The organism is Halodesulfovibrio sp., from assembly GCF_015482765.1.
Taxonomy (GTDB): Bacteria; Desulfobacterota; Desulfovibrionia; order Desulfovibrionales; family Desulfovibrionaceae; genus Halodesulfovibrio.
This window is the reverse complement of record NZ_JADMLB010000019.1, coordinates 1-15,806: the sequence shown is the minus strand read 5'-3', so window position 1 is coordinate 15,806 and position 15,806 is coordinate 1. Positions and strand designations below refer to the sequence as shown.

The 15,806-nt window shown below is 42.8% G+C and carries 14 protein-coding genes and 1 pseudogene; 8 read left to right on the top strand and 7 right to left on the bottom strand.

Features of this window, described 5'->3' with window-relative positions; all coding sequences use genetic code 11:
• The first annotated feature begins 341 nt into the window (after positions 1-341).
• The 4 genes from QZY95_RS03220 to QZY95_RS03205 are packed head-to-tail and all read left to right on the top strand — an operon-like array spanning position 342 to position 3,710.
• Positions 342-1,169 carry a phosphate ABC transporter substrate-binding protein gene (locus tag QZY95_RS03220; RefSeq protein ID WP_290919273.1) on the top strand — a complete coding sequence of 276 codons (828 nt, stop codon included), beginning with the start codon at positions 342-344 and terminating at the stop codon, positions 1,167-1,169.
• 53 nt (positions 1,170-1,222) lie between these two features.
• Positions 1,223-2,095 carry an ABC transporter permease subunit gene (locus QZY95_RS03215; RefSeq protein ID WP_365970766.1) on the top strand — a complete coding sequence of 291 codons (873 nt, stop codon included), beginning with the start codon at positions 1,223-1,225 and terminating at the stop codon, positions 2,093-2,095.
• Positions 2,092-2,967, top strand: coding sequence for an ABC transporter permease subunit (locus QZY95_RS03210; RefSeq protein ID WP_290919271.1), 876 nt, complete (start codon positions 2,092-2,094; stop codon positions 2,965-2,967). The genes QZY95_RS03215 and QZY95_RS03210 overlap by 4 nt, the downstream gene beginning before the upstream one ends.
• On the top strand, positions 2,964-3,710 hold the full coding sequence (locus QZY95_RS03205) for a phosphate ABC transporter ATP-binding protein (RefSeq protein ID WP_290919269.1): 747 nt from the start codon (positions 2,964-2,966) through the stop codon (positions 3,708-3,710). The genes QZY95_RS03210 and QZY95_RS03205 overlap by 4 nt, the downstream gene beginning before the upstream one ends.
• 244 nt (positions 3,711-3,954) lie before the next feature.
• Here the strand turns inward: QZY95_RS03205 and proX are convergent, their stop codons facing one another.
• From proX to QZY95_RS03185, 4 genes are all read right to left on the bottom strand, one after another.
• Positions 3,955-4,980 (bottom strand): glycine betaine/L-proline ABC transporter substrate-binding protein ProX, encoded by a 1,026-nt coding sequence (proX, locus tag QZY95_RS03200; RefSeq protein ID WP_290919267.1) that lies wholly within the window; start codon positions 4,978-4,980, stop codon positions 3,955-3,957.
• A gap of 19 nt (positions 4,981-4,999) precedes the next feature.
• Positions 5,000-5,848 (bottom strand): proline/glycine betaine ABC transporter permease, encoded by an 849-nt coding sequence (locus tag QZY95_RS03195; RefSeq protein ID WP_290919264.1) that lies wholly within the window; start codon positions 5,846-5,848, stop codon positions 5,000-5,002.
• A gap of 1 nt (position 5,849) precedes the next feature.
• Complete coding sequence (proV, locus tag QZY95_RS03190) at positions 5,850-7,085, bottom strand: glycine betaine/L-proline ABC transporter ATP-binding protein ProV (RefSeq protein WP_365970752.1); 1,236 nt, start codon at positions 7,083-7,085, stop codon at positions 5,850-5,852.
• A 105-nt stretch (positions 7,086-7,190) separates the two neighbouring features.
• Complete coding sequence (locus QZY95_RS03185) at positions 7,191-8,375, bottom strand: LuxR C-terminal-related transcriptional regulator (RefSeq protein WP_290919262.1); 1,185 nt, start codon at positions 8,373-8,375, stop codon at positions 7,191-7,193.
• 234 nt (positions 8,376-8,609) lie between these two features.
• On the opposite strand from QZY95_RS03185, the gene QZY95_RS03180 reads away from it, so the two are divergent.
• The 4 genes and pseudogenes from QZY95_RS03180 to QZY95_RS03165 all read left to right on the top strand — a co-directional run bounded on the left by QZY95_RS03180 (position 8,610) and on the right by QZY95_RS03165 (position 11,931).
• On the top strand, positions 8,610-10,574 hold the full coding sequence (locus QZY95_RS03180) for a cation:proton antiporter (RefSeq protein WP_290919260.1): 1,965 nt from the start codon (positions 8,610-8,612) through the stop codon (positions 10,572-10,574).
• A 243-nt stretch (positions 10,575-10,817) separates the two neighbouring features.
• Positions 10,818-10,964, top strand: a complete 147-nt coding sequence (locus QZY95_RS03175) for a hypothetical protein (protein ID WP_290919258.1) — start codon at positions 10,818-10,820, stop codon at positions 10,962-10,964.
• Between the two features lie 12 nt (positions 10,965-10,976).
• Positions 10,977-11,327 (top strand): annotated as a pseudogene (locus QZY95_RS03170) (redoxin domain-containing protein); the annotation flags it as partial.
• Positions 11,328-11,337: 10 nt separating this feature from the next.
• Entirely contained in the window at positions 11,338-11,931 is a 594-nt protein-coding gene (locus QZY95_RS03165; RefSeq protein ID WP_290919256.1) for an NAD(P)H-dependent oxidoreductase, read from the top strand.
• A gap of 15 nt (positions 11,932-11,946) precedes the next feature.
• Here QZY95_RS03165 and QZY95_RS03160 read toward each other — a convergent pair whose 3' ends face one another.
• From QZY95_RS03160 to QZY95_RS03150, 3 genes are all read right to left on the bottom strand, one after another.
• Positions 11,947-13,977: a DUF1365 family protein gene (locus tag QZY95_RS03160; protein WP_290919254.1), complete on the bottom strand. Its 2,031-nt coding sequence runs from the start codon at positions 13,975-13,977 to the stop codon at positions 11,947-11,949.
• Entirely contained in the window at positions 13,974-15,272 is a 1,299-nt protein-coding gene (locus tag QZY95_RS03155; RefSeq protein WP_290919252.1) for an FAD-dependent oxidoreductase, read from the bottom strand. Before QZY95_RS03155 ends, QZY95_RS03160 begins: the two co-directional genes overlap by 4 nt.
• Positions 15,273-15,355: 83 nt before the next feature.
• A partial coding sequence (locus tag QZY95_RS03150; RefSeq protein ID WP_290919250.1) for a DUF2062 domain-containing protein occupies positions 15,356-15,806 on the bottom strand: 451 nt, incomplete at its 5' end.

Sequence of the window (15,806 nt, the reverse complement as noted above, 5' to 3'; positions counted from 1 at the left end):
GAGGAGGTAAAAGGACATTGTACTTGCGGGTAACTTGAATAAATTAATAAGTATTCAATGTGCAAGTGATGACATTTCCTTTTTACGTTTATTGAAGGCTATTAGAGGCGGCTCATTTGCTGTAAGTGTTTTTATTAATGTTGAAACGTTGCCTGAATGAACGGAAGGCGCTACTGTACGCTGTTTCTTTACGTTAGTAAGTATTTAATATTTTAATCAGAATGATCGCGTACTATTTGTATTTTTTATTGGTCATCGAAACTTCTGGTGAGATAAACTCCCCAATCTAATTTTATAAATCATGGTAAGTTACTGTTAATGACCATGTTAGGGAGTTGCATATGAAACGGTTGTCTACAATTTTGTTTTTTGCCTTATTAAGTACTGCGCTTTGTTTTCAAGCTGCATTTGCTGGTAATGTTGCAGGCTTTGAGGGACAGAAGGGAACAATTTCTATTGCCGGAGGCACAGCACATATTCCGGTTATGAAAAAAGCTGCGAAAAAGATAATGAAAGGTAATTCTGATATTCGAATTACTATTGCTGGCGGTGGTTCTGGTGTCGGTATTCAAAAAGTTGGTGAAGGGCTGGTGAACATTGGTAACTCCGGTCGTAAAGCCAGTGATGCAGAACAGGCCAAATACGGGCTTGTTCTCTTTCCGTTTGCAGTGGATGGTGTTGCAACTGTTCTGCATGCAAACAACCCGATTACTAGTCTGAGCAGCGAACAGGTACGTGCTATTTTTGCAGGTACAATCACTAACTGGAAAGAGGTTGGTGGCAACGATGCTCAAATTAATATTTACAGCCGTGATGAATCCAGCGGTACACGGGCAGTTTACTGGAAAAAACTCCTCAAGAAAGGCCCTCTGGCAACTGCTGCAAATATTGTTGCTTCAAACGGAGCTATGAAGTCTGCTATTTCACGCGATGTTAACGGCATCGGATACGTTTCTATTGGGCATCTTGATGACAGCGTTAAAGCACCTCTTCTTGATGGTGTAGTTGTAAATCAGGAGACCGCCAAAGATGGTCAGTACCCGATTGTCCGTAAGCTCTACATGAATACGAAAGGCCAGCCAAAAGGAATCGTAAAAAGCTTTATTGAGTTTATTATGAGTCCAGATTGTGATGAAATCATCAAATCCAGCGGCTATATCCCAATGTAAATTTTTACGACAGGCAACGCCCCACGCGAAGAGGGGCGTTGCCTCTTTTTACAATGACTCGACATAGATTATTTAACGCTTGTTCATTTTGGCCCGTACTTTGCCGTTGTTCAGCTGTATTCTCAGTTGCGGTGGTGGGTTCCATTCTTTTTTTTCTGCTCTATTTTTGTGTACCGTTATTTGACAGAGATACGCTGTCTAAGCTTTTGACGTGGGACTGGCGGCCTTTTCAAGGGCATTTCGGGATTCTGCCAATGATTGCAGGTTCGTTTTTTCTTTCAATTTCCGCGTTAATTTTAGCATTCCCAGTTTCATTAGGAATATGTTGTTTTGTGCATGGGATGGGAGCACCCCGCTTGGGGAGTTATGCACTACGATTGATAAAGCTCATGACAAGTATCCCGACAGTTGTTTACGGTTTTGTTGGAGTTTTTGTACTTATTCCACTTATTCGTGATGTGTTCCAGCATGGAAGCGGTTTTTCATGGATTGCCGCGACTATCGGGCTTGCTGTTCTTATTCTTCCGACAATTGTTTTAATGCTTCATACCCAGTTTTCGCTCATAGAGTCTCAGGTTAGCCTGACTGCCAGTGCATTAGGGATGACCACTGCTCAACGACTTTTGTATCTAGTAATCCCGGCTTCCCGAAAGGGCTTTATTGCAGCGGCGGTGCTGGGGTACGGACGTGCTGTAGGGGATACTATGATCCCACTTATGTTGGCTGGGAATGCCCCGCAACTTCCGGAATCTTTTTTTGACTCGTTAAGGACTATGTCTGCACATATTGCCTTAGTGGTAGCAGCGGATACACAGAGCCTCGCCTACCTTTCTCTTTTTGCATGTGGACTTTTTTTGTTCCTTAACACGATATTCGTTAACGTAGGGCTGAGGATACTCATGAAAGGTTCGGAGCAGGGCGTATGAAAGTAGGGGAAAAAGCTTTTGGGGTGTTTTGTTGGTTTAGTGTCTTGCTAACAATGCTAGGTGTTGGCGGTTTCTTGGCGTTTCTTGTGCATGAAGGTGGTAGCGCTGTTACTGTTTCACTTTTTTTCGAAGATACACCACCGCTTGATGCTATTTTTTCCTTTGCACCTGTATGGGACGGCATTTGGGCTGCTTGTTTTGGAACCTTAGCGGTTATTCTGTTGGCTTGTATTATTGCAATCCCAATGGGCATTGGTTGCGGGATTTATTTGAATGAATTTACGCAGGGACGATTTAAAGTTCTTTTTGAATTTTGTATAGATTTACTCGCTGGAATTCCGTCGATTGTTATTGGACTTTTTGGATTTGCACTTATTCTTTTTCTTAAACACACCTTCTTTCCTGATGCGGGAACCAGTCTTTTACTATCCGGTATGTGTATGGGCGTGCTTACGCTGCCGTACATGGTTCAGTCCACACAGTCATCGCTTTCAGGTTTACCGGAAGAGCTTCGATTAATGGGGGCAAGTTTAGGCTTTTCTAAAGGACAAACTATCCGGCATGTTTTGCTCCCCTCTGCAAGTGAGGGAATAATGGGTGGTGTGGTTTTGTCTATCGGACGTGCTGCTGAGGATACAGCCGTAATTATGCTTACAGGGGCTGTTGCAAATGCGGGTTTGCCAAGAAGCCTTTTTGACAAGTACGAAGCCTTGCCTTTCTATATTTATACAACTGCTGCGGAATATCAGAGTCAAGCCGAGCTACAGCGCGGGTTTGGTGCAGCACTTGTGTTGCTGGCGTTGAGTGTGAGTTTGTTTTTGCTTGCACATGGATTGCATAATGCGATGAAACAGCGGTGGAGACGTGGATGAATACAGCAATTTCCTTTAATGATGTAACCATTACTTTCGGTGGCAACACGGTTGTTTCCGGTGTCAGCTTTGATGTGAAGGCAGATGAGTTGACTGTCCTTGTGGGACGTTCCGGTTCTGGAAAATCTACGTTGTTACGAGCAATCAATAGATTAAATGAATGCTTTGAAGGCTGTACGACCACAGGAAGCATAATGGTTCAGTTGCATGATGCCATGGTAGAGGTAAATTCTTCCCGAATGTCGCCAGAACATTTGCGTAGTCGCGTTGGAATGGTGTTTCAGACGCCTAATGTTTTGCCTATTTCGATTGAACGAAACTTGTTGCTTCCCCAAACGTTAGTATGTGGTGCCAGTGAACGTCGGGCACGTGAGAAAATGGAGATGGTGCTCGAAGATGTTGGTCTTTTTAATGAAGTTAAGGATAGACTCAACCAGCCGGCAAAAAATCTTTCCGGTGGACAACAGCAACGGCTTTGCCTAGCGCGAACATTGGCATTGGAGCCGGAAATACTGTTGTTGGATGAGCCTACAGCTTCAGTTGATTACAAATCGTCAGAACTTATTGAACAACTGCTTTTACAATTGGCGAAAAAGCTTCCGGTGTTGGTTGTTTCCCATAGTTTAAAACAGACCAAAACTCTTGCAGATCGAGCGCTACTTATTCGAGAGGGAAAGCTGGCCGGTACTTGGAGTACTTCGGATAATACTTCTTTGGATGAATTGCTTTATAACGAATTTTAACTACTCCTTTCTATGTAGTATGCAATTTTTAGCTGCTTCATACTACTAATGCGGTGTAGCTCCGTATCCAGGACAGGTTTAACTTGTGGAGTCACCTTCAAATTTTCTTGCAGCACTGACAGCCTGCACGGAGATTGGGTTGTGCTAATCGGTTGCGGTGTTGAACGTATTCTTCAGTTCTAATAAAAAAGCTCCCCTGCATAGGCAGGAGAGCTTTTTTATGTTTGGAGTAATTAAGCCAATACTATTGCGCAGCTTTTCTAGCTTCAGAAAGCCATTTATTCCAAGTTTCTTGATTAGTTTTAATCCATTCTTCTGCGTGACGCTGAATATCCTTATCTGTTTTTTCACCCTGATAAAGCAGGTTGTTCTGGGCGTTGATATCTTCAAGAGGAAGACTGAATATTTCAAAGAATCGTTTTGCTGCCGGATTTGCCTCAGCAAATTTAATGTTAGCAACAATACGGATATCTGAAGGAGCAAAGCCCATTTTTAAAGGATTTGTAGCTGCACCTTGCAGGTATGGGATAACCATAGTTTCCTCAAGACCTTTTTCATCCTTAGAAGGGATGATTTTAGGTACGTTGATCCAGACTACATCTTTACCCGGTTTGAGCTTAAATACTGTCCAGTTTGGAGTCCAAGTGTAAAAGAATACAGGTTCGCCGGCCTGATAGGAACCAAGAACAGATGCCATTCCCGCTTCGTATGCAGCCTTACTAGGCTTGATGTATTTTTTGAGATCATAAACTTTTAAATGGCGGTCGATATCACGTTCACAGCTCCATCCTGGAGGGCACGCAGTAAGATCTGCTTTTCCGTCATTGTTTTTATCGAACAGTTCAATTACTTCAGGGCGTTTGAAGTCATCAAGGCTGGTAATGTTTAATTTATCAGCTTCTTTTTTGCTGACAAGATATCCCTGAAGACCACCTGCTTGCACTACAAAACCATATGGCTTTGCATGATCAAAAAAGTCTCCTCCCATGTAACTATTATGGTTCGGGAACCAGCCACTAGGCCAATAGTCGATATCTCCCATGGCTAACGACTTGTAAGCGAGAGCATTTGGAAGGTCTTTGGGCTTCTTAACGGTGTACCCTAAGGCTTCAAGGCCACGCTTTAACAGCTCTGCATGGAAAAAACTTGTGTTCCATGTAGCACGAGCAGGAGTAATGGTGATTCCTTTCCCCGGGAGATCGGCAGAAGCAAGGGCTGCTGTTGTGCTGAGCAGGCAAATTGATAAACATATTATTAGACGTCTAAGCATTTGTATCCTCCTTTAAAAATTACTTTTTAGCTATTGATTGTGTTATTCTATCCAAAATTACTGCAAGTAAGACAATAGCTAACCCACCTACAGCAGCTTGCCCTGTATCAAGGGTGTTTAGCCCCAGAACAACAGGGGAACCTAATCCTCCGGCTCCAATAAGTGCTGCAATAACGACCATAGACAGTGCCATCATAATGGTCTGGTTCAATCCGGCGAGAATCGTAGGCAAGGCGAGTGGCAGTTGTACTTGGAATAGAACCTGAAGTTCGCTTGCCCCGAATGCTTGAGCAGCTTCGATTAGTTCAGGGTGTACTTGCCGGATTCCTAAGCAGGTAAGCCTGATAATCGGTGGAAGAGCAAAGATGATTGTTGCGAGAACACCTGCCGTATTGCCAATGGAAAAGAGCATGACAATGGGCACTAGATAAACAAATGCAGGTGTTGTTTGCATTGCATCAAGACAAGGTCTCATTACAGCTTCAAACAGTGGACTTCTCCCCGCAAGTACTCCTAATGGGATACCGATGACACCACAAAAGACTACCGATGCGATCACCATAGCCAGTGTGGTCATAGTTGCTTCCCAAAGTCCGAGACAGGCAATCGCAATAAAGGACAACAGCGTGAACAATGCCAGTCTCTTCCCGGAAGCTTTCCACGCAATAAGAGTGATCAGCAAAATAGGAATATAAAATGGCAAAGCAGTAAGACCTTGCGTAATTCCATGAAGTGTCAATTCAACTGGCAGCTTGATCAGTTGAAAAAAATCTCGGAAGTTCAGAACCAACCAGTCAATTCCATCTGATATCCATTCAGAAAGTGGAATAATGCTCTCATCTAAAGGGATTATATCTAAGCTAAACATGCTAGGCCTCATGAACTTGGTTTATGATCTGCTCAGGTTTATGCAGAATGCGTAAGAAACGGCTTTTAGAAATAACACCTTTGAATTGCTGTTTTTCGTTGAAAACAGGAACTGGACAGGGAGAACTGGCTACAATGGGTTGGATTTCTGTTAATGCGTCATCCAGATTAACGGTAGCAACATCCTGAAGATACGCATGTGCCAGAGCTGCAGACGGTGAATGTTCTTCTGCTGCATCTCTCAGGCTTTCTGTAGAGACGACACCAAGAAGCCTTTTTTCAGCATTCAGCAAATAGCAGTAATCTCTATCGCTGTTACTGAGGTATTCCTGAGCGGTACGGATATTGCCGCCTTTTGTGATAATAAGCGTAGGATGGTTGTTGCGTACGATATCGCTGGCCAACAATATGTTTGTTGGATCTACGCCCTTAAAGAAAGATTTTACGTAGTCATTTGCCGGTGAACGTAAGATTTCATCAGACGTACCAACCTGAACTACTTCTCCATGCTGCATGATAGCGATTCGGTCGCCAATGCGTATGGCTTCATCAAGGTCATGAGAAATGAATATGATTGTTCGCTTGTGTTGTTCTTGAAGAGTCAGAAGCTCATCTTGCATTTCAGCTCTGATAAGAGGGTCTAAAGCTGAAAAGGCTTCATCCATAAGCATGATGTCAGGATCGACAGCGAGCGCTCTTGCTAAGCCTACACGCTGTTGCATACCGCCACTTAACTGTTCAGGTGAGGCATGTTCCCAGCCGTTAAGCCCGACTTGTTCTAGGGCTTCTTGAGCGCGTTGGTTGCGTTGGTCTTCAGGTATTCCGGCAAGCTTTAACCCGAAGGCTGTATTTTCAAGAACTGATAAGTGCGGCATGAGAGCAAAGGACTGAAAGACCATGCTCATATTTTTTAATCTGAATTTTACCAATTCGTTGTGCGGCATTGCTGAGACGTCTTTACCGTCAACTATAACGCTGCCAGCGCTTGGTTCGATTAACCGATTCAAAAGGCGGACAAGTGTGGACTTACCCGATCCGGAAAGCCCCATGATGACAAAAATCTCACCTTCATACACTGTAAATGAGGCGTCTTTGACTCCAACTGTTAACCCGGTTTTTTGGAAAATCTCATCTTTCGAAAAATTTTGTTCAAGTAATTTAAATGCTCGATCGCTTTTTTGACCAAAAATTTTATAAAGATTTTTTACGACAACTTTTTCTTTCTGTAGAACCATCATACCCTCATTTTTGTGGTTTGGAAGAGGGTAGAGACCATCGGGTATGGTTACAAGGGGGGGGAGCAGGTATGCTTCGGGTATGGTTAGCGTGGAAAGTATACCCGATTAGTCGAAATCTGCTTTGTTCGCTAAGTAGGCTGCCAATGAAATGTTTGTTCCACGTAAGTTAAGTTTGCGACGAATGTTCTTTCTATGGCTTTGAAGCGTTTCGAACGAAATACCGAGTAGCTCAGAAATTTCTTTTCCCTTCATCCCAACATGGATGAGCTTACATATCTCCAGCTGCCTCCCCGATAATTTAAGCATTTCATCACTGAATTCTGTTGTGTTTTCAGTAAATTCTTCAATATGTGATTTTAGGATCCCACTGTAGCTTTTACGTAAATTTTGTGAAGGAGCTTCTGCGATGCGGTCAATTGTCGGCAGGAGATATTCCTTTACTTGTTCCATGACTTCTTCGCGAAATTCCTGTTTTTCTTCTTCAACAGTTCGAATCACAGTTCTGAGCGTATTGTCCATTGACTCAAGTTCTTCTTCACGTTCTTTTAAGTCTTCTTGCAGTTGCATCCTCAGGCTCAAATCCTTAATGATAATTTGGTAGAGAATTTGATCTGAAAGGTGAATACGGCGTGCCGTGAGTACGATCGGTAGCTCTTCGTTCTTTTCGTTAATCGCAATAAATTCTCCGCAGCACTTTTCACCTTTTTCCATCTCAAAGATTTTGTTTTTTACAATCTGCTGAAGAGATTGTTTTATTATGGACAAGAAGGAATAAGATTGTTTTTCTTCCAGCGGTAGCTGAAATTTTTTAACTGCCGCCGGATTTGCGCTAAGAATATTAAGCTGATCGTCCACAAGAATGGTTGCATCAGGAGTTGCGTTAAACAGTGCCCCGAAAAGCTTGAATGAGTCTTTATGAGCAACGACGTTGTCTTGTAAGTTTTCTAATAATTCAGTCAGCGGGGTTAATGTGGCGACAACACCACCATTTGGAGCAAGAGTTTTGGGAATAGGCATCATCCATAAATTGCATTCCCCTTTATCCCGTAATGAAACACGTGAGGTTTTGCCGGCAGGGAAGAGTGAAAACAGGGCATTGATATTTGATATGGGGACATCCAACAGTTCCCATAAGGGTTCGTTAACGACTTCTCTCTCCCAAAAATTACGGGCACCCACGCTACTTTTTGTAACAACACCATGGTCGTCACAAAACAGCACAACATCTTCGAGGGAGTCCGTGAATTCTTGGAAAATATCTTCATGTTGAGGTCGTATTAATTCAAACAACGATTCGTTCATTATTAGCTCCTGTTTTTAGAAACATATACTGAATTGGCCTTAGAGCCAAATTTTGGTCTTCCATCTTTCTATATGGATTTTCATAAGTTATGTTGAGGAGCTGGCTTCTTTGAGAAAAATTCACACTGTGGTAATTTGAATGACCTAAGTAAATAACTATTATCTGACAGTCCGAGTGCCGCTGCATCGGGCTATTTAGAATATGAGTAGAGGGGTAATGTAATGGGGCTCGCCACTGATATCATTATTACCGTGGTTTTCGCGTTCTTTTTCGGGTTGATCGCTCAGAGATTAAAGCAACCTTTGATTCTTGGATATATTCTGGCTGGAGTATTTCTCGGGCCGTATACAAGTGGCTATACCATTTCAGAAGTTCATGAAATTGAGCTTCTTGCTGAAATTGGGATTGCATTGTTGCTTTTTGCGCTGGGGTTGGAGTTTTCTTTTAAGGACTTGAAACCGGTAAAAAAGATCGCGTTAATCGGTACTCCGATTCAAATGCTATTAACAATTGTTCTGGGATACGGCGTTGGTCAGCTTATGGGCTTAGACTGGAAGTCTTCTATCTGGCTTGGTGCTTTAGTTTCGTTTTCCAGTACAATGGTCATTTTAAAAACGCTGATGAATCAAGGATGGGTCGGCACACTTTCAAGTCGTGTAATGATAGGGATGCTTATTGTTCAGGATTTAGCTGTTGTCCCTCTTATGATTGCCTTACCTGAACTGAATGACCCAGTGCTTGGCCTGCCGAAACTTGGTTTTGCTGCCTTGAAAGCAATCGGTTTTCTAACCGTTATGATTATGCTTGGCACACGGTTGTTGCCGTGGCTGTTGCGACATATTGCCAGAATAGGCTCAAAGGAACTCTTTTTGCTGGCAATTACAGCGATTGGTCTTGGTGTTGGGTATCTTACATACTTAGTAGGGCTCTCCTTCGCTTTTGGAGCATTTATCGCAGGTATGGTCTTAAGCGAATCAGATCATGGTCATCAGGCATTAAGCGTTATCATTCCGCTACGAGATATTTTTGGATTGCTGTTCTTTTCATCCGTTGGGATGTTGCTTGATCCATCTTTTTTGGTTGAACACTTTTCGGATGTCATTAAGCTTCTGCTCATCATTTGTGTGGGTAAGGGGCTGATTTTTGCCGTTATCTCCATAGTTTTTAATTACAGAAACGTTGTCCCTCTGGCTGTCGGATTAGGACTTTTCCAAGTTGGTGAATTTGCATTTGTTCTTGCTCGCCTTGGAGTTTCAACAAATTCTATTACCAGCGAACTGTATTCCCTGGTGCTTACTGTAGCCATTGTATCTATGGCCTTAACACCAATAATTTCAGGATTAACTGCGCCTCTTTATCGTCTCCGCCAACGATGGTTCCGCCATGAAAAGCTGGATACGTACAATTTGCCGCAAGAGGCATGGGAGAACCATGTTGTTATTCTTGGTGGAGGGCGAATTGGTTTTCAAACAGCTCGTATTTTACAGCGGTTGAATCAGTCACAAGTTGTCGTCGAATTTAACCAGAGACGCTTTGAACAGTTAAAACGTGCCGACTTGCCAGTTGTATTTGGTGATGCTGAACAAGAGATAGTTCTTGAAGCGGCAGGGCTGCGTTCGGCTGCTCTTCTTGTTGTGACATTTTCAGATTGCGTAACAAGGCAGGAAGTCGTCAAAGTTGTTAAAAACATGAATAGTGATGTAAAGATTATTGTGCGTACAGCGGGTGACGACGACTTCAAAGTTATGAAAGAGCTAGGCGTAACTGAAGCTGTGTTACCAGATTTGGAAGGAAGCTTAGAGATTGTCCGACAAGCTTTACATTACCTTGATGTGCCTTTGACAGAAATTCAGCATCAGACTGAAAAAGTTCGTCAGGAGCTATACGCTGACCTATCAACTCAGCAGGATGACTACAAAGTCCTTTCGCAATTACGCGGTGCAGAACGACAGTTTGATTTGCAATGGGTGAAGCTCCCTAAAGAAAGTCCGCTGGCGAATCGCTCAATTGGTGAAAGCAACGTAAGAAAACTGACCGGTGCATCCATTGTGGGAGTTGTCAGAGATGAAGGCTTGCTTAGTAATCCTGATGCAAACCATATTCTTTTACACGAAGACTTGGTTGCCATTATAGGTAACGATGAGGCTAGAAGTAACTTTTTACAGATGATAAAGGGCTATTCTTAGTCAAGCTCGTAATTATTCAGAAAAACAAAAAGCTCCTGTGTGTAATCGCAGGAGCTTTTTTGTTTTTTAGCCAGAGCGCCAAGCTGGTCCCAATATAATTCATTCGAAAAGTTCAGGGACGTAAACTAGTGAAGCTTACGTGTAATGAGTCAACTGTATGTCTTCTAAGCAAGCAAAACGTAGAGGGCGGGTTGGAATGCCCGAAATTAACCTCTTCTGCATAGTTAAGAATTGTTGGAGGCTATGATGGCAATTTTAGGAACACAATTAGATCAGGGAGCAACATTTCCCGACATGACTTGGAATATGCTAGGCGGCACAACTCTTACAATCCCTGAAGAGCTTGAAAATCGTTGGACAGTTTTAATTATTCTTCGAGGGCACTGGTGACCCTATTGCCGCCAGCAGGTTGCTGACTATCAGCGTTTGTATGCAGAATTTACAAAGAATAATATAGGCGTAATCATAGCTTCTGTTGAGGACAAGGCCACCAGTAGAAAGCTATTGGATCGTAACAGTGTGGATATTCCTTTTGCCTATGGTCTGGACGCAAAAGAAATGTCCCGCAAAATTGGCTGTTACTACGATGCCAAGGATATGTACATTGAGGCAACAGGCTTTATGCTTCAACCTGATAAAAAGGTATACCTTGGTGCGTACTCAACGGGAGTAGTGGGAAGGATTCGCGCAGAAAATGCACTGTCTGTTATCCGCTATTACCAGACAGAAGATGTGGGCTTTTTACCGGAATAAGGATGAACTGATGAAGAATGTTTTTATTATTAACGGACACGAACCCTATTCTTTTTCAGAAGGGCGGCTTAATGCAACTCTCTTTGAAATGGCTAAAAACTACTTCGAGGCAAAAGGCTGTAATGTCAAAACGACGTCCATGCAGCATGATTGGGATATTGAAGAAGAAATAGACAAACATGTCTGGGCAGATGTCATTATTCTCCAAACTCCTGTGAATTGGATGGGAGTTACATGGCCATGCAAAAAATACATGGATACTGTGTATACATATGGGATGGATGGACGCCTGTGCAGCGGTGACGGTCGAACACGGTCAGACCCTCGAAAGCAATACGGCTCCGGTGGCTCATTGGAAGGGAAGAAGTATATGTTGTCCCTTACATTCAATGCTCCGGCAAAAGCTTTTAATGATCCTGAACAGACCTTTTTTGAGGGAAAATCCATTGATGATTTATTCTGGCCGATGCATCTGAATTTCCGCTTTTTCGGTATGGAAGCACTGCCATCTTTTGCGTGTTATGATGTTTTGAAAAATCCCGATGTTGAAGGAGATTTCAAACGCTTCACTGAACACTTGGACGAAGTGTTTATCCCGTCTTAATAGCTTGTTAGCGATCTATAGACAGGAAGGCGGGCGAGATAACACGATATGCAGATCATTGATGTAACCCTCAAGAAATGCGGCTTCACAGCTTGCTAAATAATAAATCCACGTGCGTCGGAAATAGTCATCAAAACCGTGTTTGGCTATTTCCGACCAATTTTTTTCAAAGCGTTTACGCCATTGGTGAAGCGTGTTCGCATAATGCAGGCCAAGCGCCTCTACCTGTTGAACACACAGTGTGGTGTTGTCCGATGTTACCTCACAGATCCTTGCTAAAGAGGGAAGTTCTCCACCGGGGAAGATATATTTCCGTATCCAGTCAACTCCCCATCTGTAGTGATTGTAGTGTGCGTCTTGGATTGTAATTGTTTGCAGAGCAATAAGCCCTGATGGAGCAAGAAGCCGTTCAAGTTTTTTGAAGTACTCTTGATGGAATCGATGTCCTACAGCTTCAAGCATCTCAATAGACACAATTTTATCAAATTCATTTGTAAGTGTTCTGTAGTCTCGTAATTGGATGTCTACAAGATGTGTTAATCCAGCTTTTTTAATACGCTCTATGGCATATGCGTACTGCTCTTTGGAAAGTGTCACGCCTGTGATTTTGCAGCCGCGTTCTTTAGCGATTTGCTCAGCAAATCCTCCCCAACCGCAGCCGATTTCCAGCACATGGTCATCCGCGGTTATTTGTGCTCTATCTGCCAGCTGTCTGTTTTTACGCAGTTGAGCTTTCTCTAAATTCTCTGTCATGTCTGTAGGATCAATAAAAACGCCACTGGAATAGGTCATTGTGGGATCAAGAAATTGTGAAAACAGTTCGTTAGATAAGTCATAATGAGCTGCGATGTTAGCCTTAGAGCCTGCCTGATCATTTTTTGGGGCTTTAAGGTGCAGCAAGCGCATAACATTTCCAGAAAGAGCAGCAAACAAGTTCGTAATAGCGTTGTGTGTGCGTGTATGTATTTTTCTGTTCTCAAGGAAAAAACGTATGACCTCAACAGGATCGGGTGAATCCCATTGATTGTTTGAGTATCCTTCACCAAGTCCAATTTCACCTTTTTGCATAACAGTGCGAAATAGCGAAGGCCTATTTACCGTGAGCGTAGCGGATGGGTTTTCTCCGTTCCCGAAATATTTCTTTGAACCGTCTGGCATTGCAACTTCAAGTTTTCCATGCTGCATCCGGTTCAGTCCCGTTAGGATGACTTTTTCTTCAAGGCGATTGAGAAGGCTTTTGGGGTGATTATGCCGGATGGTCATATGACTTGCCGGTTCAGGTTTTGAATGGAAGGTAATTCCTTTGCCATAATGAATTTTTCCAGCCTCCCACAGAATTCTTGGGACAGTAAGGTGAGTGGTGAAGGGCTTGGTAAATGTAGTTTTTAGCAACGCTGCATCTGTGAGCGGAACTCGACTTTCCTCTTTTAAATTAGCCTCAAATGTTTTTTGCTCTTCTTTAAAAAGTTCAACCGTTACATTAAGTTTTTTGCGTACATCCTCAATGGAGAAATGGTAATCGCCTTTCAAGTCCATAAACGGTGAAACATGAAATTGCTTTGGCATTTGGTAATAAGCCGGAAAAGAGGGTGCGCTTTGACTTAACGACGGAGAGGTGTTGTCCATTTGGGAATCCGTTAGAGGGTAGATATGCTTTTCACCAAAAGTATTGTTTACTTCTGCAACACACCCAAGCAAAGATTCTTCGCGAAATATCCAGTAGAATGAAACTGGATTGAAAGAGTAGTTAACAAAGCGTGCTGAAGTAATAAGATATATCGTATCAGTTTCTTCTAAACGAACATGTTGGGCGTGAAGCAACGTTGTAAGCTTTTCTCTTATTGGTTCTGATCCACTTTGTAGATAGTCCTTGTCATAAAAAGATGTAAGACGCAGCGTATTATAGCCGAAAAATTTTTGGCTTCGGTTTAGCTCCTCAAGTTCATCAATATTGAGCAGAAATGTGTAAAGAGGGTATGAAAATGAATGATGCTTTGGAAGAAAGCGTTCATGACGTACTCTGCATGTTATTAGAAAGCTGCTCACAGTGATACTCCAAAAAGCTCTGCCACACGGGCACCTGACTTTGCTCCATCTTCATGAAAACCATACCCCTGATAAGCACCGCAGAAGAACGTTCTGTTTATCCCATTAAGCGAAGGTAATCCCTCTTGAGTTTGCATTGCTTCCAACGAGTACTGCGGGTGAGCAAAATGCTTGTCTTCTATCAGCGTGTCGGGAGCCGGTTCACGCGTAGGGTTCAGTGTTACCACATATTCATGCTCTGCTGTAATATCCTGCAGTCGATTCATGTGATAACTGACGCCAACTGTATCCCCTGATATTTGCTGTGGATCGCGAATGAAGTTCCATGAAGCTCTTCCCGCTACCTTTGGAGGGAGAAAGTTTTCGTCTGTGTGTAACACAACATGATTGTCTGTGTAGTGCCATGGAGAGAGCAGGGCGATTTCCTGTGAGCTTGGGCTTGAAAGCAATTGCAAAGAGATGTTTGCATGCGTCGCAAGAACTACGGCATCAAATTGCTCTGGTTGCTCATTGATTATAAGCTGAACAGCTTGGGGGGTACGAATCACAGAAGAAACAGCAGTCCCTGTTCGTATGATGCCGGAGAATTGGCGTTCAAATGCTTGCACGTAAGAATAACTGCCATTTTTTACAAAGTACCATTGTGGCAGGTTCAAATGATTTAAGAGCATGTGGTTATCGAAAAAACGTACAAGTGCTTCGGCAGGGAAATTATGGGTGTCTTTTTCCGGTGCTGACCATATAGCACCAGCCATTGGGAGCAGGTAATTGTTTTCAAAAGACTTATTATATCTCTTCTCGGTCAAATACTCCTCAATTGTTTTTCCTCTCAGGGAACCGGAATCTAAGTCTCTTTTCGCTTCGCCATTAAACTTGCGTATACCGTTCAACATTCGCCAAAAGACTGGTGAAACAAGATTCCGTTTGCGAACAAGCATCCCCCTGAGTCCTGTGCCTGCATACATGAAGCCTGTTTCTGGATCATGAAAAGCAAATGACATGTCAGACTTTGCAGCTTCAATGTTAAGCTGCTTAAGAAAGGCGTTAAACGTTGGGTAGTTCTGTTTATTGAAAACAATGAAGCCCATATCAACTGGCAGTTGAAGCGTCTTTGCCCCTTGTGAAAAAGAGACTTGCGAAGTGTACGTATGCCCACCTAAACGCGGCTCTTTCTCAATAAGTGTTACATTATGTTTACGTGAGATAAGATGTGCAGCTACGATGCCGGATATTCCTCCGCCAACAACTGCAACCCGTAAAGAACCGGAAGTGTAATCTATGGATTTCTGATACATAGAACTATTTGTACTACAACCAGTCTTTTATAGGAAGGATGAGATGTAATTTGCACCTAAGATGGGCAAATTTATTGGGGCTGCTACTTGGTTATAGCTTTGGGCGCAGCCTTTTTTAATAAAAGATATTTTATTGGTAGATACACTGCCGGGGCAACAAAGAGCCACGCGACAACCCATCCGAAAATAGCATGAAGAAGCGGAATTCCTAAAACAGCAAAAGAACCAATCGGGTCAGTGACAACGATTGTAATAATTTTAGGAACTGTTGTTTCAAAATGAGGTATTCCTAAAAGTGTTTCTCCAAAGCGAAGAAAGGGAATCATAAAGACATATTGAAGCGGAGAGAAAACGATGCTGATTCCTCCTGTTATTGCTTTGTTACACCGGAATATCCATGAAAGGATAATCGCCATAATAGGGTTTGTAGCAATTTGCGGCCACGTAGCAGAAATTAACCCTAAAATGCAGGCAAGTGTGACCTTCGGAACTGATGTTCCTTTGGTTAGTTCTTGAATAATCGGTTCGCGAACT